We start from the raw sequence: 21,894 nt of genomic DNA on the forward strand, positions 1-21,894 counted from the left end.
AAGATCCATCAATTCGGTAAGAAGGGTGCCCGACTTTGGACAAATTGGCGGTCATGCATGCCTTTAGGCGCATTGTGGAACGTGGCAGTTTTGCGCGCGCGTCCGAGGACTTAGGCGTGTCACCAGCGTTGCTGAGTCGAGAAGTCAGACTCTTGGAAGAAAGCTTGGGCACGCTTCTTCTGACCCGGACCACTCGGTCCATGTCACTCACCGATGCGGGCCGACTGTATTACGAGGAGGCGCAGAACATTCTCGCTGCGGTAGGCGACGTTGAGAACCGCATCCGGGAGGGGGCCGGAGCGGTCCGCGGACACCTGCGAGTCAATGCGTCCAATTCGTTTGGCCAAGAAGTGATTGCGCCGATGCTGCCGGGTTTCATGGCGAGCTTCCCTGATTTGCGGGTCACGCTGTCGATGGATGATCGCGTCGTCGACATGGTTGAAGGCGGTTTTGACGTGTCGATCCGCATTCGTGCAGCGATGCCAGACTCGGCGTTGGTTGCCCGAAAGATCGGAGCGGTGCGGCAAAGAGTGTATGCCTCACCAGCTTATGTTGCGTCGGCCGGAATGCCGGAAAAACCCGAGGACGTAGCCCGGCACAAAGTGATCGGATTTCTTCTTGCCGATCACCTCACCACATGGACGCTTACTGGTCCGGATGGGACAACCACAGTTGAGCTCGACCCAATGATCCGCGTGGGGAACAGTCTTGTTCTGCGAGACTTGCTGATTTCCGGTCAAGGTATCGGGACCTTGCCCGATTTCGTCTCGCGCCGCGCCGAAGCGCGCGGAGATCTGGTCCGCGTTCTTCCTGACTACGAGCTCCCGGCGCCTGAAATCTTTGCCGTAACAACATCAAGACTGGGTGCGGACGCAAAGGTATCGGCCTTTGTCGATCATCTGCGATCGGCCTTGCGCGACTGAGATTATTCAACCTGCGTAAAGAATGAAGTCAAACCAGACCGCTTACTGCGTGGTCGGGTATTTCCCATTCTCTCTGGCAAGCAAACGTCACGCCTGAGAGGTTCAAAATGACACGCATTCTAGTTCTTTACTATTCCAGCTACGGTCACGTCCGCGCCCTTGCAGAGGCTGAGGCGGAAGGCGCAAGCAGCGTCGCCGGCACTCATGTCGATCTGCGTCGCGTTCCGGAAACCGTCCCTGAAGAAATTCGCCAAAAAGCAGGGTTCACAGACGACAGAACCCCTGTGGCAAGCCCTGCCGACCTTGAGCGCTACGACGCCGTCATCTTTGGCACACCAACCCTGTTCGGCATGATGGCGGGTCAGATGAAATCATTTCTCGATCAAGCCGGCAGCCTTTGGGCACGCAATGCATTGGTTGGCAAGGTCGCGGCGGTTTTTGCCTCCACCGGCTCGCAGCATGGCGGGCACGAAGCGACGCTGCTGACCACGCAAGTCCCGCTGCAGCACTTTGGAATGCTGATCGTTGGCATGCCTTATACCTATGTTGGCCAAACCACGGCTGATGAAATCGTCGGCGGCGCGCCCTACGGTGCTGGCACCATCGCTGGCGCGGATGGCTCGCGCAGTCCGACAGAGAAGGATCTCGCCGGTGCGCGGTTTCAGGGCAAACATGTTGCGCGGATCGCAGTGCGGCTGGCCGGGGCGAACCTTCATGAGGAGGCCGCGTGATGGCGACCCTCACTGTCGAGTTCTACCACGATGTTGTGTGCTGCTGGTGTTTCAACATTTCCTCGCGGCTGCGCGAACTTGCCACCGAGTTCGATATAAAGGTCGAGCATAGAACTTTTGTCCTGCAGGCAAGCCGCGCAGAAATGGCAGCCCGGTGGGGCACACCGGATCGGGCCCGAGAGACGATTTTGGGCCATTGGTCGGTTTGCCGACAGGTCAGCGACCGGCCCGAATTGGTCGATATCGATGCGATGCGCACGGCTAAATTCGACTATCCGCACGGATTGACCGCAGCCATCGGCTGCAAGTCAGCGGAACGCTTGGGCGGACAGCCTGCCCATTGGGATATGTTCGACCGCCTCCAATTGGCCCATCTCAGCGAGGCGCGCAACGTCGCGGACACCGAGGTTGTGTTTAGCGTCGCAGACGAACTGGGTCACGACGCGCGCTTGTTCGCCGAAGCGTTCCGGGATCCGGCAACGGTCCGGGCGGTGGAGCAAGACCGACACCGCGCGCGCGCTCTGCAAGTTCACTCTGTTCCGACCCTCATCATACGAGAAACCGGCACTCGTCTGGTCAATGGGCCAACCGATGACCTTGCCGCGCAGTTGCGAACTGCCATGCGCCTGGTCGCCTGAAAGGAGAACGCCATGAAACGCATCATTCGACGGGTTTTCAAACCCATCCAACCGCCACGCCATGTGCGTTGCGATCTGCCACCTGAACTGCGTCGCGACATGGGGCTTCCACCGTGTCCGCAACGTCCCCGCTTGAAGATCCACACTCTGTGGTGATTGAGAATCTGGAGCTCTGCCATGTCCCGCACAACCGACATCTTTCTGACCGCACTGGCGCCCGCCGTCTGGGGCAGCACCTACCTGGTTACGACCGAGGCTTTGCCGGACGGCTACCCGATCACCTTGGCGGCTTTGCGCGCGCTACCGGCCGGGCTGCTTCTTCTGGCGCTCACACGCTGTCTGCCTCATCGCGCCTGGCTGGGTAGGGTCTTTCTGCTGGGCGCCTTCAATTTTGCAGTGTTTTGGGTGCTGCTGTTCATTGCAGCCTATCGCCTTCCAGGCGGCGTTGCGGCGACCTTGGGTGCTCTTCAGGCAATGATGGTTATCTTCATGGCGTATGGTTGGCTCGGCACTCCCATCCGGATCGGGGCAGTTGCGGCAGCGGCAACCGGTGTGCTGGGAGTGGCCCTACTGCTTGTCACACCGGAGGCCGCGTTAGACCCTGTCGGTGTTGCGGCCGGTCTTGGCGGGGCCGCGTCGATGGCGGCTGGAACCGTTCTCAGCCGGAAATGGCAACCACCAGTCTCAGCACTGAGCTTCACCGCCTGGCAATTGACGTCAGGTGGTTTGATACTGGTGCCATTGGCACTGATTTGCGAGCCGCCCCTGCCAACGCTGTCTGTCACAAACGTTGTGGGACTGACTTGGCTAGGACTCGTTGGCGCGGCCGCAACCTATGCCCTTTGGTTTCGAGGAGTGGCGCGAATTGAACCTGGAGCTGTGGCTATGTTGGGCATGATGAGCCCTGTAACAGCTGTGGCCCTCGGCTGGATCTGGCTCGACCAATCCTTGTCACTTGTTCAACTCGTGGGCGCCTTGATCATCATTGGCTCCGTCTTGGCGGGCCAGAAGGCCAACCGGGCGCTCCCCGAGCGACTTCCCGCAGTGAAGAGTAAGCTGTCCAACGTCTCCGCTTGAATATTGCCAGGAACGAGACTTCGCAGCCGGCTTCAATTTTTTTCGCGCAACTCCGCAGTTCGACGACGCGCTCGCTATAGACACTTTTGTGATCAGGAACTTATGCGGAGTGCGGAGCGTGAACATCCGGACATGTTGCCACCAGAAACAGCCAAGCCACCTCGATTTCCAGCGCTTGCAGCACGAATTACGGTGCTGGCTGCGCGGCTTTAGGTTTGACCACTTTGTAACTCTTGCGAGCAACCATCAGCCGCTGAAGTATCTGCGGATGCGTGAGCTCTTGAAACAGTGGGACGCGCGCGTGAATAGAGAGATCAACGGACCCCGCTGGTCAAAACGTCCGGATGAGCGATTGTTGTGGTTCGCATTTCCGGAAAAGCTCGACGTGAATCCGCATTGGCACCTTGTCGTTCAGGCTAGATCGAACATCGAAAACCTGAACCGCCAAGAAAGGACACTGCAACTGCCGCAGATTGCAGAAAAACACTGGTTGAGGTTGGTTCCGCAGGGATCTTTCAATTGCCAAGATATTGAAGATCATAAGGTTTTCGATTACATTACCAAGGTGACCGACAGAGACGATTTGTTCCGGAAATTCGTGGTCTCCAAAGAGTTTCTGAAGAGCTAGGCAACTGCTGCTGGCCCGTTTGCGACGCTACGAGTGCCAAGCGACATCCTATTCATCCTCCGCCCCAAACGGCCGATCTCCGGCCGTATTGTATTCTATTGCATAGAGGAAAGTTCGAACAGAAGCGCACACAACGAACTCACCTTACGGCGCCCAACAATTCGTTGACGAGTGCTTTACCCTTCGGCGTCAGATAGAGCAGCTTGGCTCGGCGGTCCTCAGTGTTCTCAACCCACTCAATCAGGTCATGGCCGGGCTTGCCCAACCGGTGCACCTTAGAGAGGGCGGCGAGATTGCGCGAGGCAGTGGAGCTTGGCATACCCAGTGCCTGCCTCAATTCGACCTGTGTGCCACCCTCATTCAGAGCGACCCAAGCGAAGATGGCTGCCATCGACATAGGCATGTCCTTCTCAACATCTCGAAGGACATTGAACAGAGTGAGCACCGCCCGGAAGGTTTGGCGTTGATCCTCTGCGGCAAATACTGAGGTGGACATCTGAAACTCCTGTCGCGTATTGACTGACCTCGCAGATGTGAGGCTCAGCCGTCATTAGGTGAGTTGGCATCAACATGGTGGATACGACGAGCTCTGCTGGCGCTGCACAGTTCCTCAACTTTCATCCCGACCAAGAAGCGCGAGCCCAGAGCCTTATTTGCCTGTGTAGTTCTCAAAACTTGGTTCCTGCGCCAATGGAAATGCATTGAGATCCGATCTGACCTGACGCCAACCGGGCATGTGCTGTTCAAGTGTGGCAAGAAAAAGCTCGTCATGGCGCGGAGAGAAGAAGTGGGTCATCTCGTGGAGTATGACATAATCGAGGCTGGGAAAGCGCACAAGCATTCGGGGAATGGCTCAACGTTTAGCTTTAGCCCGATCATCGGGTCCTGACTTCATCGAAGTCCTAGAAGTCACCGCTATTGATTATGGGGATTGGTTCTGTTGCCGCAGCGTCCGAATGCCCCAAACCTCCCGTAGAGATGTTCTGCAGCCAGCCGTTGACGACGCAGGAGTCTATCGCTACCGGGCTTTGCATACTGCTAACCTCTTTGCTTTAGTAATGAACATATAGTAGACTCAACAAAACAAAGCTGTTTCTCCGCAACTGAAGAACAAAGACACAAGAAGGTAACACCTTGCAGGACGTTGTTGGTTACATCCGTGTATCTACTACTAGACAAGCACTGGAAGGTGGCAGTCTTGACGAGCAGGCGTATGTGGTGCGCGGGTTCTGTGAGGAGAAGAAGCTGAACCTACAGACCATCCAAGAAGATGATTGCTCTGCAGCCGGAGCGCAGGCTCACCTGCGTCGTCCTGGACTTCAGAAGGCTCTTCAGATCGCCAAAGAAAAGAATGCCGCGATCCTCGTTCCAAGTGTAGATCGCCTTTCTCGTCACCCGGCTGTGTTAGAAGACATTCTCGCGAGCAATGTGCCAGTGATTTCGATCAAGGAGCGTCGCCGTGTTGGACGCAAGAGCCTGAAACGTCTTCTCGACGACGCCCAGCGTGATCGTGATGAAATCGCCGCCCGGGCGCGGAACGGGATGGCGAGTGCAAAAAGGCGTGGCGTTAAGCTCGGAAACAGGATCAACCTTTCTGCCGCGCAGCGCAAAGGTGCAATTTCCAATGCGGCGAGAGCTGATCGCAAAGCGCAGGAACTCGCCGACTTCATTGAACGCACGCTTGGCTGGGAAAAACTGACCCTTCGAGAGAAGGTGGAGTTGTTGAATCAATCCGGTCCCCTAAATCTCAAAAGCGAGAAACGAGATGAGCGCCGCCCTTGGACGGAGAGCAGCATCAGGAAACCCCTGAGACGCGCTGAAGAGGAGCTGCTGCTTCGAAAGGAATTGGAAACCGAGCCTGTCACTATCTCGCCAAAATGGACGTGGGAAGAGTCTAGAAGCATTCGGACGAACGATCAGGGTGTTGATGCTGTTGACATAGGGGCAGTGGAAAAAGGCACGCCTCTTGCTGACGCCTACAAGGACCATCCGGATTTCGGAAAGTTCTGACGAAAACTGCTTCGTTCGCAGTTGCACTCCGGGCCTTTAGGTAACATCAATTTTGCAAGAGCAATTTGAGTCAGTGATGAAACCCAACACCGTCAGAATCCTGGGCAGGTGCGCGCGCGCATGCTTAGCGCGATTGTTGCCTTCTACCGGTTAGACCCACACGCGCCTCGGTTGCTGACGTTGGTCGATGCCGCAGCTGCCGCACGCGAGATCAAGGGTGATTTCGCTGCAATCGGTCGTGCGGTTCAGGATGAACTCAGCCGTGGCCGCAAGGTTGGCGCGCCGATGGATTTCGATGGCGCCACTGCAGTAATCTTCGCTGAACTGGGTTTTCCGGTTCCATTGGCACGCGGATTCTTTTGTCTGTCTCGCTCGCACGGGATTCTGGCCCACGCTTGGGAACAGAACCAACAGGGCGGCCGAAACAAGGGGCCGACCCCGCCTTCATACCGCTGGACCTACACCGGAGCACCGCGCCATGTGTCAAGCACCTGACCCGGACCTTGTCGATCATGATGATTTTCACCCTCAGCGCCTCTGTGAGTGGCGCCAAAGCGTGCTTGAGATGGTTCCAACCCTACTTGTCTGGCGTCAGCGCCAATGGGGTTTGGAACGGAAGCTCAGGAAGGTTTTGAACGTCACTAGCGGGTCCGTCCTCCCCAGAACTACAGACCTCCCCTTGCTCTCGGTGCGTCGAGGTTTATAGATTGCGGTCCGCATTCCACCAAGGGACATAGTCGTGACAATGTATTCAAAAGAAGTGCTGGATGAAATCGAGGCCTATGCCAGATATCTTCAGGAGCTTGAGTTTGATTTTACGGACGGCATTTTCAATGTGACTTGGTTTTGTGGAAACCTGTCTCAGTGTCTGGCGAGTGACAGGAAAAGGCAGCCGCCGCGCGTTCCAGAGATGGAGCGTCTGCTGGAAGATGTGATTGAGCGGTCAAGCGATATTTTGCCGGAAGGTGCACCTAAACTGGGAAAGACACCAGTGATTGATTGGACACCGGATGTTGCCAACCTTTATCCGGACAAGCAGGCGACGATTATTCATGTCAACACTCTGCTTTTCGTGCATGAAAGATGGATTAGTGAACTTGGCAAACTGCTGCCCGATCGTGCCACTGACCGCGGCCCGGCTTATATTTCTTGGCCGAAAGCTGACTGGGTGCTCACCAACATTCTGTTGAACAGGTTCCATAATCAGTTTTGGTCCATGATCAGGGAAATTGATCTGAAAGCTTCAAAGCAGAGCGGATTCTCTAACTTTGAGGTTTGGTTTTATGCCCAAAAAGAAGGTGAAGACCTAGACACTGCGCGAAATAGAGTTGAGTCCCGCAACGCAGGTTTTCTTGCAGCCATGAACCGCGCAAAGCAGGCTCTTGAGGCCGACTTTCCGCTCGAAGCTATCGCCATCGAAGAAAGTCTTATCTCGGCAATACTGTATCATTTCGTAGTGGCAATGGGTCAGGATAGGCCACCTGAACTTTTTGGTAGGCTTATTTCAGAATTCCGTTCCAAGGCTGATGCAGCACAGAGTTATCCTGCCGACCTGATTGATCGAATTGATGCCTGGAGGCACAAGCGCAACGAAGCGCTGCATCGTTTTGTGGCCATTCGACCTGACAATATTGAAAAAGGTCAGGATGCCTTCTTGGATGAAGCACGGGAGGCTGGTCGAGCAGGTCACACGCTGTGTCAGGAGTTGGTGGACTGGCTGCGATACGAGGCTGCGTTCTTCTTTAAGGTGCAATTCGAACTGCCGGGCGGGACACTGCATTAGAGATATCCATGAGATGGATGGTGTTGGTTGTCAGCATCCATGGCATTTCAGAAAGACGGCATAGTTCTTCACGGTCTGCGGGTATTAGCTGCCACCCTTGCAAGTCTTCACACCGCAGTCGCCAAGCAATCGTGCCGCTCCCGAATATGACCCGGCTTGTCGCGCGGGGCTACGTAGAGTGCTCTTTGGACCTGGACGAACGCGCATCAATGCGCTCATGAGACGGTTCGAGCCCTGCTGAAGACAAGGAGATTGCAATGGAATTCCATGAGTTGAAGGACTCGCAGCATGCACGGTGAGAAGCATGCCAATCACGGCACCCTCCAAAACTTGCTATACAAAATGCTATACAATCCGCTATACCGTCGAAACACAGTTTGTTATATTTCCGACGCTTATCTATCTCTTGCGACTTAATTGGAGGACTTCGTCTCCGCCATCAATTTGAATCTGCGCTTTCAGTCATAAAAACAATGACTTACCAGATTGCAGAGGCAACGCCCCCCACACGCTTCCCCCACACACTTCCCCCACACGTTTTGCTTGTCACTCACGTAAAACGACGACCTTCTTGTGGATTGATAATCTCGGCGACACTGGTAGCTCTATGAGTTCAGAAAGGTAAAAGAAGAAGCGTTTCCCGTCGCATAACCAGAACGACACATTCAGTATGACCGACTCCGCTCAATACCGAGACACACTGAATCAAGCGAAGTTTTCTACCTTAGACCGATCTGCGGCAACTGAAGCTGCCAAGAACTTCGTTTCTGAACTCGCAGACCTGACCTTGGCACATGAGGCAAACTTTCATCCACGCAAACGCGCCAGAAAGCAGAAGGATGCAGAGACCTTCACGCTGGCCATAGGTGCCTTGGCTGCAGACCTCATCAAGCACAGCGGCAATGAGGCTTCACAGGGCTTCATGTATCGGCCAGCCGACAAGGACGAACTGGCCCAAACACTGGTCAGTTCCGACAATTTCACCAAGCTTCGGAAGTATTGGATAGAAATGGAACTGATGGAGGAATCCGGGTTCACCAACTTCCGGGCCTCCATGAACCCAGACGATCCTCAACCGACGTACAGAAAGGCCAGACGGTTCAGGGCCAAGCCCAGGCTATTGGAGGTAGCCCAGCGCTTTCAAATCACATCCAACAACATCACTGAACACTTCGAACGCAGCCATAGACACGCCAAGGTCATTCAAGTGAGAGCGACCAAAGACGGTTCATACTTGTATCCGCAATGCGCAAAACTGTTGAAACCCAAAGGCCCCAGGTTCGAAGAACGCAGAAGGGAAGTGGAGGCTCTGAACGTATTCCTGACCCAACACCAGTTCAGCCTTTCCGACAAACCCATGCTTAGGCGCATCTTTAGCTGCGGAGACCGAAAGGGCTTTGACTACAATCTGGGTGGCCGTTTCTACTGTGCCTCGGATGACGATTGGACCCAGAAGCCCAAATCGAAGCGCAGAAGCATTCTGATTGATGGGGAGCCGACCTGTGAGGTGGATGTTTCCGCCAGTCAGCTTGCAATTCTTTATGCCCTCCAAGGGGAGGTTCTGAGCTACGACGCAGACCCGTATCAAGTCTCCGACTTGCCCAGAGAGGTTGTGAAGGGGATCGTGGTTGCAGCCATTGGCAGGGGTGAACTTCCCAAACGATGGCCGCGATCTTTCGACAACAAGTTCATAGCCCAACACGGGTATCACCCAAGGGACCGCTACAAGCTTAAACAGGTTGTAGGCAAAGTTGTCCAAAAGCATCCGATCTTGAATTGTCTGGAACCGGGCAGGCTTGATTGGGCTGTCTTGCAGTATGAGGAAGCAGAGTGTTTTCTGCTCACGATGCAGAGGCTGTCAGAACGGTTTGGTGTTCCGTTCCTTCCGGTACATGACAGTCTGATTGTGAAGCAAAGACACCAGGACACTGCAACTTCCATTCTTGAGGAAGTCTACAATGAGCGTCTTGGATTCATCCCTCGGGTTAAGTCCAGTTCAGACATCGGCAACCAGGTAGCGGCTTATGGGAACGGCTATATGTGCTCCATAGGTGCCCTATAGCACTACTATGGTTTTCCTATAGCTGTATCCTCATCATTGGGGGAGTACCCCCCTGCTGAATAGTAATTCCATGTGGAGGTCTTCAGGCATTCCCTTGGGATACTTGGGGAAGTATCGGAGGCATTACTTGGAAGCGTAAGGACCAATAGCCGACTCTCGGGGGTGCTCAACCTAACCCGACTAGCAGGAGAAGAGAGTAGCTTAGAACACGCCAGAAACCGTACACATATCGGGGAGTAGTTCAATCTTCGAAAATCACGTTCGATTAGTATCTTGAAAGTTGACAAGTCGCATTTCTATTTTCAGGTTCTTTAAGAGCCTTTTCTCGATAGATTTCAGTAGACTTGCAAGATGATAGAGCTGGATGATTGTATGTTCATTTTCGAATGTACTGCAGAGATTGCGGAACAGGTCGATCAAATCACCATTGTTGGGGGCGGCTGCGGCCTGTTGGAGCTTTGCAAGGCTGACTTCCGTCTGGTCAACGAAAGTAACTATCGCAAGACGGTCCCATATGAGGGAAAGCAAGAAGAAGACAATCACGACTGGGTAGTGCTCAGACCATCTGAGATGCCTTAGTGCTTCTTAATAGATTTAGTGTCGAAAACGCCAAGGCGGAACGATTGGTAACGAGGGCACCATAATACAATGACAACCCGCCTCTCAGGTACAACAAGTGTACGCCCGATACGCATTGGCTTCTTGGTCCGCCCAAGTGACAAGAAATCCGTCAGCCGCATCATGCGCTGGTCCACATGTCTTTGGGGTGGGCGTTACAACCCGATTATCCCGGTGGGTCGCTACCCCGCGCACTGGCGATCAAGCGAGCCGTTTCGTCGCAAGCCAGACCGGGAAGTTGCACGAGATTACATCCGCTTTTTTGAGCCAGACATTTTTGTTGAGGCGGAGCCAGGCTTAGCGGAGTCAATTGGCTTCGGCGCTGTTTCGACTTTAAGTCAAGAGTCGCAGCTTATCTCGCTTGATGAACTCCACTCAAAAAAATGGACCGGCCATCAGTTGGACCTGTACGTTGGTCAATCTGTGGTCGACATTTATCAAGCTGAATATGAGGCGCAGCATCAATTTGTTCTTCGTGAAGATGTACCAGCGCTTTTGTTCAAGGAAGATCGACTCGCGCCACTTGTGGAAGCAATGTTCGGCGCATTTCCGAGAGACGAGGACGCCGTATACTTCAAGAAATTCTACGAGAGCGCCTATTCTCCAAAATTGGTAACCGCGGGGCCAGATACCTGGCTGTCGGTTTTCAAAGGTAAAGCAAAGCCGCCGTTTTATCCGACCTTCTTGGACTTGGAAATTGAACCCAAGACACGAAGAGAGGCGACGTTTTTCATATTTGATCACTCCAAGACGAGCGATTTGATCGACTATTGGAATACACGGCTTTACGAGACGCCAGTGTTCCCAGTGCCGCTATGCTGGCTTAACGAACTGAAAGAGTTTGTTTCGAACACAATCCAAGCCAATCATCGTCCGATCCCGAACAACAAGTTTGGGACAATGTTTACAAGTCAGGTGGTTTTCGCTCGTAGCGTCAGTGAGGAAGTTGCGAAGGAGGCCGTTGCATCTTTGTCTTCAGATTGCCCTGACGGATCATTTTTCGTTGGCCACTCTACGCACCCTATGCATTCCGATAGCTGGCACGGACCGAGATGTGAGCGTCATAGCGTCAAGTCAGATGAGGCCAGGTTATCGCTGGAACTCGAAAGAGGATCAGTCACGTTTACCATGCCGTATCCCAAATTTGCCGACAGATTTAGCGGCGGACGTTATCGGTGGGCAAATGTCGTTAACCTCAGCGCACACGGTCCGAGTGACTTGGCACTCTGTTACCCTTCAAACATCGAGGACCGCACTTTTCCGAACATTGCGATGGGGCAGCTGGGTCCGATTGTTTCCCGCGAAGGTTGGGTCTTTCTTGAACACTACCAGGAGAGCAGCTGCTTTCTGCGAATAGACTCGGGTACGGATGCCATCTGTCGTTGGCTGAAAAAGAAAGGAATTAAGGCTAAGCCGTCTTCTGCCGGTCGTATTGCGTCACAAATGGTTGAGAAGCTCGCATCCCTTCGTGCTGCCGACTTGATTGCGGACAAGGATACGATTCAGCTTTTGAACAAAATGGCGATGCAGGAACGTACAAGCAATTCAAAATCTACTTCTAATACCAAGACATTTGAAGGTAGAACTGCAGATACCGGACGATGGCACGAACTAATTAAAAAGAGGGCGAGGAACTCCCTTCGCTTTCCAGTTTCGCTTGAGCAGTTCACAAGCCGAAGCATCTTAAAGCTGGGTCTTGGACTGAATTGCCCACACTGTACCCACAGTAACTGGTACGGACTTGATGGAATCGATTACAGCGTAACATGCGAACGCTGTCTTAAGGAATTTTCCTATCCGCAGGGTAGCAAGGAGCCACGCTGGAAGTACCGCGTGACCGGACCATTTTCTGTCCCAAACTTCGCTGAAGGTGCTTACGCTGTAACGCTTACGCTAACCACGTTTGCGAAGAACCTGTCTCCGGTTGGAGACATAGGCATGACCATGACCACCGGCTTGAACCTCAAGTGCGAGGCATTCGAGCGGGAGATTGATTTTGCCTTTTGGTACCGAAAAGAGCGAATGCTCGATCAAAAAAGCGAACCGTATTTTGTTGTTGGTGAAGCCAAGAGCTTTGCGGAGGAAGCGATCGAGAAGGGCGATCTTGAAGCTCTTCAAGCGGTGGCAAAAGAACTCCCTGGAACCGTCTTGGTAGTGTCAGTTTTGAAAGATAACTTCTCGGAAAATGAAAAGCGGCTGTTGGAGAGGCTGGTTCGTTGGGGTTGGGTACCGGTTGAAGGGCGTATGAGAGCACCTGTGATCATGCTGACAGGTGTTGAACTGTTCGCTGACTGGACGGTTGCAAAGTCATGGCAACAGAAAGGAGTTCCGTACCCAGCTGACGCTCATGAGCACACAATCTCAGATTTAGAATTGTTTGCGATAGAAACGCAGCGCATTCATTTGGGGATCGACTACTATTCTCATCTAGAACAAAAATACAAGGCCGCGAAACAAACCTAGATTCGACTGAAGGTCAGCTTTTAACGCTGCATCGGACAATGACTATAGTGTCGAGCAACTCGTACTGTAGGTTTGGGCCGAGTCCTTAGATTTGTTTCAACTGTTGGTGTCGAATTCCTGCGCCTAAGGCTGGTTTGGACAACTCGCAGATACTACTGATCCAAATAAAAGAATGCCATCTGCAGGGGAAAGGGGCGGCTAGTCTTGCCAAAGCAAGTGTTCGCTAAAATTCTTCATTCATAAGCCCACCAGCAAGGTAGCCAGTAAAACCAACAACAATAACAACCTAATAAACCCCCTGCTTTTTGAAGTCGGTTTTCTGAACCCCCGCCCCCCTCCGAAATCTGAAAAAGCTCGACCGGGCCGCTACGCCCAGCGCTCAAAGGCATCCGTACCCTGCCAATAGACCTTGCCCATGTGTCAGCCTCAGAGCGTGGCGCAAATGCCTGTCTATGAAGTCGGTTTCGGCTTTTGGCAGACACCCTGCCGCAACTTCTTAAACATCATTGGCAGACAAGAGGATCGTCACATGCTGATCGGATATGCACGTACATCGACGCTGGAACAGAAAGCATCGCTGGAGGCTCAGAGAGAGTCACTGAGAGCCGTTGGTTGTGAACGAGTCTACGAGGAGCAGGTAAGCTCAGTCGCTCCCAGAGACGCCCTCAGGGCCGCTATGGAGTTCTGCAGGGAAGGGGATGCCCTGGTCGTCACAAAGCTGGATCGCCTAGCCCGATCCGTTAAGCATCTGGGAGAAATCGTTGAAGACCTGGAGAGCAGAAGGGTTGACCTTCGTGTTCTGAATCTTGGCCTAGATACCTCCAACGCCACCGGAAAGCTGATGCTGAACGTTCTGGGTTCTGTGGCTCAGTTCGAACGGGAAATGATGCTGGAACGGCAGAGGGAAGGCATCGCCAAGGCCAAGGCGCTGGGGAAGTACAAGGGCAGGAAACCCACAGCAAAGGCTAAGGCCGCAGATGTAGTGCAACTACTGGCTGAGGGCAGAAGCAAACGCGAAATCGCCCGGTGCCTGGGTATTTCGGAACGGTCTGTTTATCGGATAGTGGCTAAGGATTGACCTTTCCAGTGGCGGGCTCTGACATCATCAAACATTTATGAGCCGTTCAGTTGAACCACAATCGACTTGACGCAAATGTTCGGTCAGAGCCCATAGCGGACCTCCATCAACAGACAAGACAATGCTCATGCAACAGGTCGCTGGCCGCGCAAACCGGACATCCAAGTGGCCATACAGAAAGATCACCGCCTTTGTCGATGCAGCAGGTTGCGATTGGCACCAAAACCAATACCGGCAGTATTGCCGACAATGTCCAGTAGCACACCAGAAAGCTATTACGCAGCCATTATCCGCGTGAACCTACCCTTAAGTGAAGGGTCCAAGCGTACTGAAGGTTTCTGAGCCAGGTGCACCTTCAGTTGATCCGCATTCCCAGGAAAACCGAATAAACCTCGCAAGCTAATGTGCAAAGCTGCGAGAGTGTAGTCCTTGGCGGAAACTACCTCGCGATGACTCAGTTTTCGACTAGCAATCGATGCGCGAATCCGTCTTGCTTCATTGACAAATGCATCAAAACCGCAATGCGCTCTTGCCGCTCTACCCAGTTTTCTTGCTCGTCTGGATGCTTTTTTCGGGCAAAACCCTATCTTCTTCTTTTCGCAGATGTACAAGCCCTTCCCATGGAGTGACACGGTCTTCTCAGGCACTTTCAAATTGATAAGTGCAGCATAGACGCAAAACAGAGGAAGCAGAGTGCGGTTGGCTTTAACTTCAAAGTCCGCATATGACAGTCGTTTTGACGCGTTCTCCTCCGTAACGCTGACATCGCTTGCCGTAGCGACTGAGACTAGACCATCTTCTGTCATCAACATGTTCTCAACACAATAACAGGGCAATCGATAGAGGTGCTTAAGTCTTGGCTTTGGACGATTGAGAGCTATATCAATGTCTCCATCAATAATATACAATCGTTTTTCAGGCCGATCAGACTGGTCCAGTCGACATGCTCTGATTACCGCGCTGCGTGAACCCAACGTGTGAACGCTTTTCAGATTCACTCCCGCTGGCAAATGCTGCCTCAAGAAATAGAGCCAAACATTGGGGTTGGAAGAATCTTCGACATATATTTCAATAGTATTGCCGGACTTCTTCAGTTTCGCCAAAGCCCGCGCGGCCGATGGTGGATATCTTACGGAACTCATTCAAATTTGCTCAATTTCAATACATTCATCAACTCGGTGAAGGATAATAGATGGTGCGTGAGTAGCTAGGATAAGTTGCACATCATTCGTGGCATCTAGTAGCGCAGAAACAAACGCCTCTTGCCAATTGACGTGCAATGACAGTTCGGGTTCATCGATAATAAACAAATTTGCTTCTGCCGCATTGGGGTTAAAATAAAGATGGGTCAGAATAACAAACAGTTGGATTTCGCCGGACGATAAGCTGTTGAATCCTAGGTCACCTTTTGTTTTCATCGATGCGAACGAAATTCTACCGCGTGCGTTGAAATCGACCATCTTGCCGCCATCGCGAAAGAACCGGTTTATTCCACTTAGGTATCGATTATTCAGTTCTTCAATTTCACTCCTGGACTTATCGTACTTCTCGATAATCGACACCACACGCTGAATCTTCTCAATGTACGGCTGATTCATCACCCAATTAAGCATGATGTCCCTTGTGCTTTCTTCTTTGAACATCTCGTCAGCACTTACATCGGGAGGAACTTGCTGGATATCTGTTTTGAGACTCTGCAAGAAAGTCGACATGGGCCGAATGGCGAGATTAACATCATCCTCTGGCAACTTGAGGATCATTGGAAGCGTCGCAAAAGTCTCCAGCCACTCTCCAATTTTTCGAGTGTCTGTCTGAGTGGGAGGTACCAATTTACCTTGAGTAGAAATTGGAGCAATGTTGATCAGTTCGAGAAGAAGTTGTCGCTGAAATTCTGCATCCAACGAGTTTTGCTTTAATGACTGTTGGGCGTGGCTGTGCTCCGCGAGTTCGACTGCTTCAGCGAGCCTGTTTTCCATGCTCCCGGAAAAAACTGTCTTTTTTTGATGGCCTCGCGCTATACGGGAGGAGGAAAGTCTTCTGGGCCTTCGGATGAGTCCGTGCAGCACCCTTCGATCAAGCCCAAGGTACATAGGTGATGGAAGATCAACAATTTCACGAATTACCTCGTTATTTCGAAGGTCGGAAATTTGTTCGCGATAATACTCAGCTTCGTATTCTTCCTGTCGATAGACCGGAACGTCCGGATCACGCAGATATGCCGTAAGTTCAACTGCCTCCTCAAATCCGGAAATTGATACGGTGGCACCACCGTCGTTGCTTACTGACTTGATGCTGATCTTTCGCTTTTCCAGCTGAATTGTGACCTGAAGATACTCATACTGCACATTACAAAGAAACTGAGGATCAGGAAGCAACAACGCGACTATCGAATTAAGAGCTGTAGTTTTCCCTGTCCCGTTGATGCCAGTCAAGAACGACAAGCGTTCGTTGAACTTAACGTCAAAATTTAGGTATCCGTGAACTTTTCTTGCCTTAAAGCGTAGAATCTTCATCTTTCACCAAGATCTAAAAATGAAGGAACGTCGACGCGTGCCCAATCAATCTGAGCACCATCCTATACACTTGAGAGGCGATTTCTCAACCCACCAATTCTCCCCAACATAGGTTCTCTCAAGGCCGCTGGCGGTCACTAATCCGCAGATTTTATTGCAGAATGTTCGCGTAGCAACACGCACTACCTTCCCCATCCGGTGGCCAATCTCAGAATCCAAAAATTGGTGTTGTCACATTTTTGGCAGCTTACCCGCCTACAAAGATTGTCGGCAAAGTGCGGGGCGAACCTAGCAGCATGCATGTCGCAGCATGAGTCCTCTAGACGGCCGTGTTCTGCTAACTATGTCTGCTCCTCTACGCAAAACTGCCATTAGTTATAGTCGATGCTACAAACGCTGCGGATGGCGGCTTGCTGGCCCATCCGCTGCCTTGCTCCAAATGCTGCATCCGCAGAGAATGGCAGCAAAGTCCGCACTGCGGAAATTTCACTATTGCAGGACAACTCACGCAGTCCGATGAATTCGTCTAATTGGGCCTGGCGTTCTTAGCCATGCCCCTACTCGGCCTTAACCAATTCTGGATACTCTAACTTCTGAATCGCCTCACGCATTAAACCCAGCCCTGATCCGCCGGAATACAACCCGTAGGTCATTGTCTGTTTTTCATGTCCGAGAATATCGGCAGATACGTTCTCTGGGACTCCTGCATTCTCCAGAAGCGTCGCAACGGTTTTCCTGATACTGTGAAAGACGTGGTTCCTGCCATGCCCCAAACTGTCTTTCAAGCGTCCAAATCTTTTTCCCACGGCGTCTGAACGTTTGCCATATTTTGTCGGGTTCAGACCGCTGATGACGAACCCGTCAGTGCTTTCTTTGCATAGACGCTGCAACAGCGGATTAAGCCTTGAATGGATCGGAACCTTTCGATCCCCAGCAGCGGACTTCGCTCCTACGATTTCAATAAAGTCGGAATGCACATGATCGACCCGAAGCGAACAAACCTCCTCAATCCTGCATCCAGTCCACATCGCGATTTCAATCACGTCGCAAAGCTGATGATCCCGTTTGAGAGTGGCAGCATGAAGTAAGGCAGCTACGTCCGCAGGGGTAAAAGGCTCCCACCCCTTTTTCCTGTTGTGTTTGCTTGAGGACTTCTTCTTTGGCTTAATCAGGATTCCATCAAACGGATTGTCATCACGATCCAAGATTTCTTCGTATTGCAGATACGACCAGTAGCCTTTCCAGGCAGAAACCATTCGCCCCATTGTTGCGTCCGCAAGTGCTTTGGACGACTGATAGCCACGAACCCAGCGCTGTACTGATTTCTTTTGGACCTCATGGGAGAACCGAAAGTTGCCGACCAAGACCGTCACATCACGACGCTTCATCGCGATTGTTTTTGGTTCGTTGTCCAAGCTGGAAAGCCAAGTCTCTACATGCTCTTCCAAATCTACCGCTCGGCCAGATGCAAGTAGATAAAATTTTTCGCCCAGATCATGATTTATGGCTGCGATCTTCCTGGCTTCTTCGTCAAGAATCTCCATTCCGATGTCATAGTTGGTTTCAACTGCAGCAGCTTCAGACCGACCTAGTTTTTCGGCTTCCTCTTTTGCCCTCTCGAGGTCTTCTCGGTACATCTTCGCCTTGTCCAACGGAGACATATCTCCTGTACGCAGCGCCTCAAACTCCGTCTTCCACCGAGCGACTACCGGCAGTACCAAACGCTCAGCCTCGGTTTTGCTTTCTGTTCCCAGAGATTGAACAAGCCGCTTCTTTCCGACAACCGCTAAAAGGTCTTTCGGAACATCCAGAACAGCGTACCAACGACGTCTTCGCTTCTCTATGTACTTCGGCATTTCCCCACACGTTTCCCCCACACGCACAGAGCTGATTAGCCATAATTTTCAATGCTTTCAAGAACCTCTGGAAAGGCAGCAGAGTTTCCCTTCGTCTCCGCCATTACCCATTAATACGGCTAAGATAGTGAAGGGCTTGCTTGCAAGTTCTACTCCTTTGCCGCGCGCCTTCGCCGGTGCTCCGCCAGCTTCAAGCACCGTTTGGCTGATGATCCGCCAACGGGCCTCAACACTCAGCGTTTCAACAACAGAATAAAGAAGATCCCTCCCAAAAGACCCGTGACGACGCCAACTGGGATGTCCTCCGGGGCCATTGCAGTTCTGGCGACTACATCCGCCCAGAGCAGGAACAAAGCCCCAAGAATTGCTGACAGAGGGACGACGCGTCGATAGTCTCCGCCAACAAGGAACCGCACGATATGCGGAACCATCAGACCGACGAAGCCGATCATGCCCGAGAAGGCCACCATGACTCCGGTGATCAGCGCGCCAGCTGCAAAGACACCAAGCCGAAACCGCGCCACCGCAATACCCAACGAGCTTGCAGTCTCATCCCCGATGGTCATCGCGTTCAGCCTGGCGGCCTGAAGCCACAACCAGGTGCCGCATGGCAGCAGGATCGCCAGCGGGTAGATCAGGTATGACCATTGAGCCAACCCCAACCCGCCCAACATCCAGAACACGACCGTATGGGCCGCCTTGGGATCGCCGAGGAAAATCAGAATGTTGGCGCCAGCCATGATGACGAAAGACACCGCCACACCGGTCAGGACCAGGCGGTCCGCGCTTGTGGCGCCGGCCCAGCGGGCAACGCTCAGGACCGTCAGCGTGGCCGCCAGGGCACCCAGAAACGCCATGACCGGCACGGTCAGAAGCCCCAGAAACAAGCCGGTATGCAACAAGGCAAGAATGGCTCCAAACGCGCCGCCGGCCGAAATGCCCAGCAGGTGCGGATCGGCCAGCGGGTTTCTTGTGACCGCCTGGAGGGTGGCCCCGACTATCGCCAGTCCGGCCCCGACCATGACGGCTAGCAAGGCGCGCGGAAAACGGATTTCCCAGATAATCGCGGCGCGGCCCTTTGACCATGTCGGCTCGTCCGAGGATAGGCCGGCTTCGTGCAGCAACACTCCCCAGACGGTCTTGGTGGGCACCGAAATGGCCCCCACCAAGATCGCAAAGGACAAGGACACGACCAACACGACCAGCCCCACCAGCATCGCTGCCCAGAGCGGAAGTACCCGGCGCGCCTGCACTACGCGCATTTAGTTGCCGACCGAGGCAGCCGGGCCCCAAAAGCCATGGGCGAGCTTCCGAACCGCCTTTATGTTGCGCGGTCCGGGTGTGGCCTCGACATATTCCAGGACCACGAAACGATCGTTCTTGACCGCGTCCAGATCTGCAAATGCAGGATTATTGACCATGAAGTCCCGCTTCTGCTCGGCGGCGACGTCGCCATAATTGACGATCACAATGACTTCGGGGTTGCGATCGACGACTTCCTCCCAGGTGACGGTCGCCCAGCTTTTCTCGAAATCATCCATGATGTTGACGCCGCCTGCGGCCTCGATCAGAGCGGTCGGCATGGCATAGCGGCCGGCAGTGAACGGCGTATCCTCGCCGCTGTCATAGACAAAGACACGCAGCGGTTCGTCCGAAGGATTCAGGCTGAATGTGATCTCAGCAAGTTCGGCCTTATATCCCTGGACCAGCTTTTGCGCCCTGTCTTCGACACCGAAGATACGACCGAGGTTCAGAAGATCGTTGTACATGTCGCTCATGCTGGCTTTGGGCTTGTCGCCGATATGGATGCAGCTTTCAGTCAGTTCGTAGACTTTGATCCCGAAAGGTTCGAGCGTCTCTGGCGTCACCTCGCCACCCACTTTCATCCCGTAGTTCCAGCCCGCGAAATAGAAATCGGCATCTGCGCCGACCAGCACCTCTTTGCTGGGATACTTGGCCGACAGCTCGGGCAGCTGCTGCACTCCGGCGCGCATGTCCTCGTCCAACGTCTTCCAGCCGGAAATGCCGGTATATCCCACCATTCGGTCGGCCAGGCCCAGCACCAGCATCATTTCCGTCAGGTTCACGTCGTTCGAGATCGCCGCCTTGGGCGGTTCGTCAAAGGTGACGGTTCGATTGCAACTTTGCATGGTGGTTTCCGCGATCGCGGTATTGGCGGCCAAAGCCAAGCCCAGGACTAGGGTGGTCGGTTTCATTCCAAGCTTCCTTCTGGTTGGGGATTGGGGAGTTGATAGGTCAGGTGAGGTTTGTGACTGAGGCTGAGTTGCTCTTGCCGGGCGGTGACATCGAACGTGTCAGAGACAAGCCTGTCACTCAGCACTGTCTGGGTTGGGCCAAAGCCGCAGGGTCGACCGTTCTTCAGAATCAGAACACGGTCGCAGACATCGGCGGCCAGGTTCAGATCGTGCAGCGAGGTGACGATCGTCAGGTCGAGGTCCCGGATCAGCCGCAACACCTCTAGCTGGTTGCGGATGTCCAGGTGGTTGGTAGGCTCGTCCAGCACAAGAATCCGGGGCTCTTGGGCAAGGGCGCGGGCGACCATCACACGCTGACGCTCGCCGCCGGACAGAGTGGCCAGCCCACGGTCGGCAAACCCGTGCAGATCCATTCGGTGAAGCGCGGACTCGATGATCTGGTGGTCACGACTGCCGGGCGTGGACAGGCCTAACCGGTGCGGCACACGTCCCAACGCCACGACGTCGCGCACGGTCAGCGCGAAATCCGAGGGCTGCTCCTGCAGCACGGCGGCAACCTGACGCGCCAGCGCCCGGGGGGCCATTCTTTTGACGGACACGCCGTCCACCAGAATGTCGCCCGAGGACGGACGGTGATAGCCGTAGATCATCCGCAGAAGGGTTGTCTTGCCGGCACCGTTCGGCCCCACAACCCCCATGACCTGCCCGCGCATCAGCGCAAAACTGGTCTCGTGCAGCACCAACGGCGCTCGTTTTCGCGGCGCCCAGGTGACGGTATCCACCGACAGCAAAGGCGCGCTCATGAGGCGCAATCCGCATTTTCCGAAGACGCAGCCATCGCGGCTGGAATGCGGGCCAGCGTCGCGTGGCGAAGCCCGGCCGGGCGGTCGACCGAGCTGCACCATCCATCGCGCAACTGCTGGTACAGCCGGGCGAATTCCACCAATGCCCCGGTCTCTTCAGACGTCAGGCCGCCAAACAGGTAAGATGCCTTGCCCGGCGCGTGATAGGCGACGGTACAGGGTCGGGTGCACCCGGCCATGCAGGCCGCACCGGAAACGTCAAAACCTGCCAAACCGTCGTCTTCGGCCAGCGCGGCGCGCAATCGTCCGATCAGGTCAGGCCCGGGGCGTACGGCTGCGCCCTTGGGTCGGCAAGATAGGCAAACCGTGATGTGATGTGTTGATTGTCGGCTCACTTCGCCCTCCGCGAAATCGCGGGACGGAAAGGGAACCAGTCATGTCAGCGGCGCAAGCCGAAAATGCCATCTTGGCCTCCTTCCGGGACACCCCGCCCGG

21 protein-coding genes are annotated in these 21,894 nt (G+C 53.7%); 12 read left to right on the plus strand and 9 right to left on the minus strand.

Annotation, left to right across the window (positions count from 1 at the left end; translation table 11 throughout):
* Positions 1 to 53 precede the first annotated feature (53 nt).
* From ACR0LD_RS14905 to ACR0LD_RS14925, 5 genes are all read left to right on the plus strand, one after another.
* Positions 54 to 923 carry a LysR family transcriptional regulator gene (locus ACR0LD_RS14905; RefSeq protein ID WP_480637679.1) on the plus strand — a complete coding sequence of 290 codons (870 nt, stop codon included), beginning with the start codon at positions 54 to 56 and terminating at the stop codon, positions 921 to 923.
* A gap of 107 nt (positions 924 to 1,030) precedes the next feature.
* Positions 1,031 to 1,654: an NAD(P)H:quinone oxidoreductase gene (gene wrbA / locus ACR0LD_RS14910; RefSeq protein ID WP_480637681.1), complete on the plus strand. Its 624-nt coding sequence runs from the start codon at positions 1,031 to 1,033 to the stop codon at positions 1,652 to 1,654.
* Positions 1,654 to 2,292 (plus strand): DsbA family oxidoreductase, encoded by a 639-nt coding sequence (locus ACR0LD_RS14915; RefSeq protein WP_480637683.1) that lies wholly within the window; start codon positions 1,654 to 1,656, stop codon positions 2,290 to 2,292. Before wrbA ends, ACR0LD_RS14915 begins: the two co-directional genes overlap by 1 nt.
* A gap of 177 nt (positions 2,293 to 2,469) precedes the next feature.
* Positions 2,470 to 3,369 carry an EamA family transporter gene (locus ACR0LD_RS14920; RefSeq protein WP_480637685.1) on the plus strand — a complete coding sequence of 300 codons (900 nt, stop codon included), beginning with the start codon at positions 2,470 to 2,472 and terminating at the stop codon, positions 3,367 to 3,369.
* A 118-nt stretch (positions 3,370 to 3,487) separates the two neighbouring features.
* Positions 3,488 to 3,997 (plus strand): hypothetical protein, encoded by a 510-nt coding sequence (locus ACR0LD_RS14925; protein WP_480637687.1) that lies wholly within the window; start codon positions 3,488 to 3,490, stop codon positions 3,995 to 3,997.
* Positions 3,998 to 4,136: 139 nt separating this feature from the next.
* Here the strand turns inward: ACR0LD_RS14925 and ACR0LD_RS14930 are convergent, their stop codons facing one another.
* Together ACR0LD_RS14930 and ACR0LD_RS14935 are read right to left on the minus strand one after the other, a co-directional pair.
* Positions 4,137 to 4,493 (minus strand): MarR family winged helix-turn-helix transcriptional regulator, encoded by a 357-nt coding sequence (locus ACR0LD_RS14930; RefSeq protein ID WP_480637689.1) that lies wholly within the window; start codon positions 4,491 to 4,493, stop codon positions 4,137 to 4,139.
* A gap of 153 nt (positions 4,494 to 4,646) precedes the next feature.
* Positions 4,647 to 4,838: a YgjP-like metallopeptidase domain-containing protein gene (locus tag ACR0LD_RS14935; protein ID WP_480637690.1), complete on the minus strand. Its 192-nt coding sequence runs from the start codon at positions 4,836 to 4,838 to the stop codon at positions 4,647 to 4,649.
* A 293-nt stretch (positions 4,839 to 5,131) separates the two neighbouring features.
* Here ACR0LD_RS14935 and ACR0LD_RS14940 point away from each other — a divergent pair, with 293 nt between their 5' ends.
* The 7 genes from ACR0LD_RS14940 (at position 5,132) to ACR0LD_RS14970 (ending at position 14,011) form a co-directional block, all read left to right on the plus strand.
* Positions 5,132 to 6,007: a recombinase family protein gene (locus ACR0LD_RS14940; RefSeq protein ID WP_480637692.1), complete on the plus strand. Its 876-nt coding sequence runs from the start codon at positions 5,132 to 5,134 to the stop codon at positions 6,005 to 6,007.
* A 120-nt stretch (positions 6,008 to 6,127) separates the two neighbouring features.
* On the plus strand, positions 6,128 to 6,502 hold the full coding sequence (locus ACR0LD_RS14945; RefSeq protein WP_480637694.1) for a citrate synthase family protein: 375 nt from the start codon (positions 6,128 to 6,130) through the stop codon (positions 6,500 to 6,502).
* A 244-nt stretch (positions 6,503 to 6,746) separates the two neighbouring features.
* Positions 6,747 to 7,790: a hypothetical protein gene (locus tag ACR0LD_RS14950; protein WP_480637696.1), complete on the plus strand. Its 1,044-nt coding sequence runs from the start codon at positions 6,747 to 6,749 to the stop codon at positions 7,788 to 7,790.
* Positions 7,791 to 8,460: 670 nt separating this feature from the next.
* Positions 8,461 to 9,852 (plus strand): hypothetical protein, encoded by a 1,392-nt coding sequence (locus ACR0LD_RS14955; protein WP_480637698.1) that lies wholly within the window; start codon positions 8,461 to 8,463, stop codon positions 9,850 to 9,852.
* A gap of 372 nt (positions 9,853 to 10,224) precedes the next feature.
* Entirely contained in the window at positions 10,225 to 10,431 is a 207-nt protein-coding gene (locus tag ACR0LD_RS14960; RefSeq protein WP_480637700.1) for a hypothetical protein, read from the plus strand.
* 69 nt (positions 10,432 to 10,500) lie between these two features.
* The gene (locus ACR0LD_RS14965) at positions 10,501 to 12,933 is read left to right on the plus strand and encodes a hypothetical protein (protein WP_480637702.1); all 2,433 of its coding nucleotides are present in this window, start codon (positions 10,501 to 10,503) and stop codon (positions 12,931 to 12,933) included.
* 529 nt (positions 12,934 to 13,462) lie between these two features.
* Positions 13,463 to 14,011 carry a recombinase family protein gene (locus tag ACR0LD_RS14970; RefSeq protein WP_480637704.1) on the plus strand — a complete coding sequence of 183 codons (549 nt, stop codon included), beginning with the start codon at positions 13,463 to 13,465 and terminating at the stop codon, positions 14,009 to 14,011.
* Between the two features lie 275 nt (positions 14,012 to 14,286).
* Here ACR0LD_RS14970 and ACR0LD_RS14975 read toward each other — a convergent pair whose 3' ends face one another.
* The 7 genes from ACR0LD_RS14975 to ACR0LD_RS15005 all read right to left on the minus strand — a co-directional run bounded on the left by ACR0LD_RS14975 (position 14,287) and on the right by ACR0LD_RS15005 (position 21,794).
* A complete protein-coding gene (locus tag ACR0LD_RS14975) occupies positions 14,287 to 15,153 on the minus strand; it encodes a DUF4435 domain-containing protein (protein ID WP_480637706.1) in 867 nt (288 codons plus the stop codon).
* Positions 15,154 to 16,524, minus strand: a complete 1,371-nt coding sequence (locus ACR0LD_RS14980; RefSeq protein ID WP_480637708.1) for an AAA family ATPase — start codon at positions 16,522 to 16,524, stop codon at positions 15,154 to 15,156.
* A gap of 557 nt (positions 16,525 to 17,081) precedes the next feature.
* Positions 17,082 to 18,380: a tyrosine-type recombinase/integrase gene (locus ACR0LD_RS14985; RefSeq protein WP_480637710.1), complete on the minus strand. Its 1,299-nt coding sequence runs from the start codon at positions 18,378 to 18,380 to the stop codon at positions 17,082 to 17,084.
* A 233-nt stretch (positions 18,381 to 18,613) separates the two neighbouring features.
* The gene (locus ACR0LD_RS14990) at positions 18,614 to 19,642 is read right to left on the minus strand and encodes a FecCD family ABC transporter permease (RefSeq protein ID WP_480637712.1); all 1,029 of its coding nucleotides are present in this window, start codon (positions 19,640 to 19,642) and stop codon (positions 18,614 to 18,616) included.
* Positions 19,643 to 20,596, minus strand: a complete 954-nt coding sequence (locus tag ACR0LD_RS14995) for an ABC transporter substrate-binding protein (protein WP_480637713.1) — start codon at positions 20,594 to 20,596, stop codon at positions 19,643 to 19,645.
* Entirely contained in the window at positions 20,593 to 21,399 is an 807-nt protein-coding gene (locus ACR0LD_RS15000) for an ABC transporter ATP-binding protein (RefSeq protein WP_170359961.1), read from the minus strand. Before ACR0LD_RS15000 ends, ACR0LD_RS14995 begins: the two co-directional genes overlap by 4 nt.
* Complete coding sequence (locus tag ACR0LD_RS15005; RefSeq protein WP_170359959.1) at positions 21,396 to 21,794, minus strand: DUF1636 family protein; 399 nt, start codon at positions 21,792 to 21,794, stop codon at positions 21,396 to 21,398. Before ACR0LD_RS15005 ends, ACR0LD_RS15000 begins: the two co-directional genes overlap by 4 nt.
* Positions 21,795 to 21,894: the final 100 nt, after the last annotated feature.

The sequence above is a fragment of the Ruegeria sp. BF8 genome (assembly GCF_056538625.1).

Excerpts from the sequence above, each read along its gene's own strand:
- ACR0LD_RS14905 (WP_480637679.1), top strand. The coding sequence starts at position 54 with ATGCATGCCTTTAGGCGCATTGTGGAACGTGGCAGTTTTGCGCGCGCG.
- ACR0LD_RS14985 (WP_480637710.1), bottom strand. The coding sequence starts at position 18,380 with ATGCCGAAGTACATAGAGAAGCGAAGACGTCGTTGGTACGCTGTTCTG.
- wrbA (WP_480637681.1), top strand. The coding sequence starts at position 1,031 with ATGACACGCATTCTAGTTCTTTACTATTCCAGCTACGGTCACGTCCGC.
- ACR0LD_RS14945 (WP_480637694.1), top strand. The coding sequence starts at position 6,128 with ATGCTTAGCGCGATTGTTGCCTTCTACCGGTTAGACCCACACGCGCCT.
- ACR0LD_RS14995 (WP_480637713.1), bottom strand. The coding sequence starts at position 20,596 with ATGAAACCGACCACCCTAGTCCTGGGCTTGGCTTTGGCCGCCAATACC.
- ACR0LD_RS14980 (WP_480637708.1), bottom strand. The coding sequence starts at position 16,524 with ATGAAGATTCTACGCTTTAAGGCAAGAAAAGTTCACGGATACCTAAAT.
- ACR0LD_RS14915 (WP_480637683.1), top strand. The coding sequence starts at position 1,654 with ATGGCGACCCTCACTGTCGAGTTCTACCACGATGTTGTGTGCTGCTGG.
- ACR0LD_RS14975 (WP_480637706.1), bottom strand. The coding sequence starts at position 15,153 with ATGAGTTCCGTAAGATATCCACCATCGGCCGCGCGGGCTTTGGCGAAA.
- ACR0LD_RS14965 (WP_480637702.1), top strand. The coding sequence starts at position 10,501 with ATGACAACCCGCCTCTCAGGTACAACAAGTGTACGCCCGATACGCATT.
- ACR0LD_RS14970 (WP_480637704.1), top strand. The coding sequence starts at position 13,463 with ATGCTGATCGGATATGCACGTACATCGACGCTGGAACAGAAAGCATCG.
- ACR0LD_RS14920 (WP_480637685.1), top strand. The coding sequence starts at position 2,470 with ATGTCCCGCACAACCGACATCTTTCTGACCGCACTGGCGCCCGCCGTC.
- ACR0LD_RS14935 (WP_480637690.1), bottom strand. The coding sequence starts at position 4,838 with ATGCTTGTGCGCTTTCCCAGCCTCGATTATGTCATACTCCACGAGATG.
- ACR0LD_RS14930 (WP_480637689.1), bottom strand. The coding sequence starts at position 4,493 with ATGTCCACCTCAGTATTTGCCGCAGAGGATCAACGCCAAACCTTCCGG.
- ACR0LD_RS15000 (WP_170359961.1), bottom strand. The coding sequence starts at position 21,399 with ATGAGCGCGCCTTTGCTGTCGGTGGATACCGTCACCTGGGCGCCGCGA.
- ACR0LD_RS14955 (WP_480637698.1), top strand. The coding sequence starts at position 8,461 with ATGACCGACTCCGCTCAATACCGAGACACACTGAATCAAGCGAAGTTT.
- ACR0LD_RS14960 (WP_480637700.1), top strand. The coding sequence starts at position 10,225 with ATGTTCATTTTCGAATGTACTGCAGAGATTGCGGAACAGGTCGATCAA.
- ACR0LD_RS14990 (WP_480637712.1), bottom strand. The coding sequence starts at position 19,642 with ATGCGCGTAGTGCAGGCGCGCCGGGTACTTCCGCTCTGGGCAGCGATG.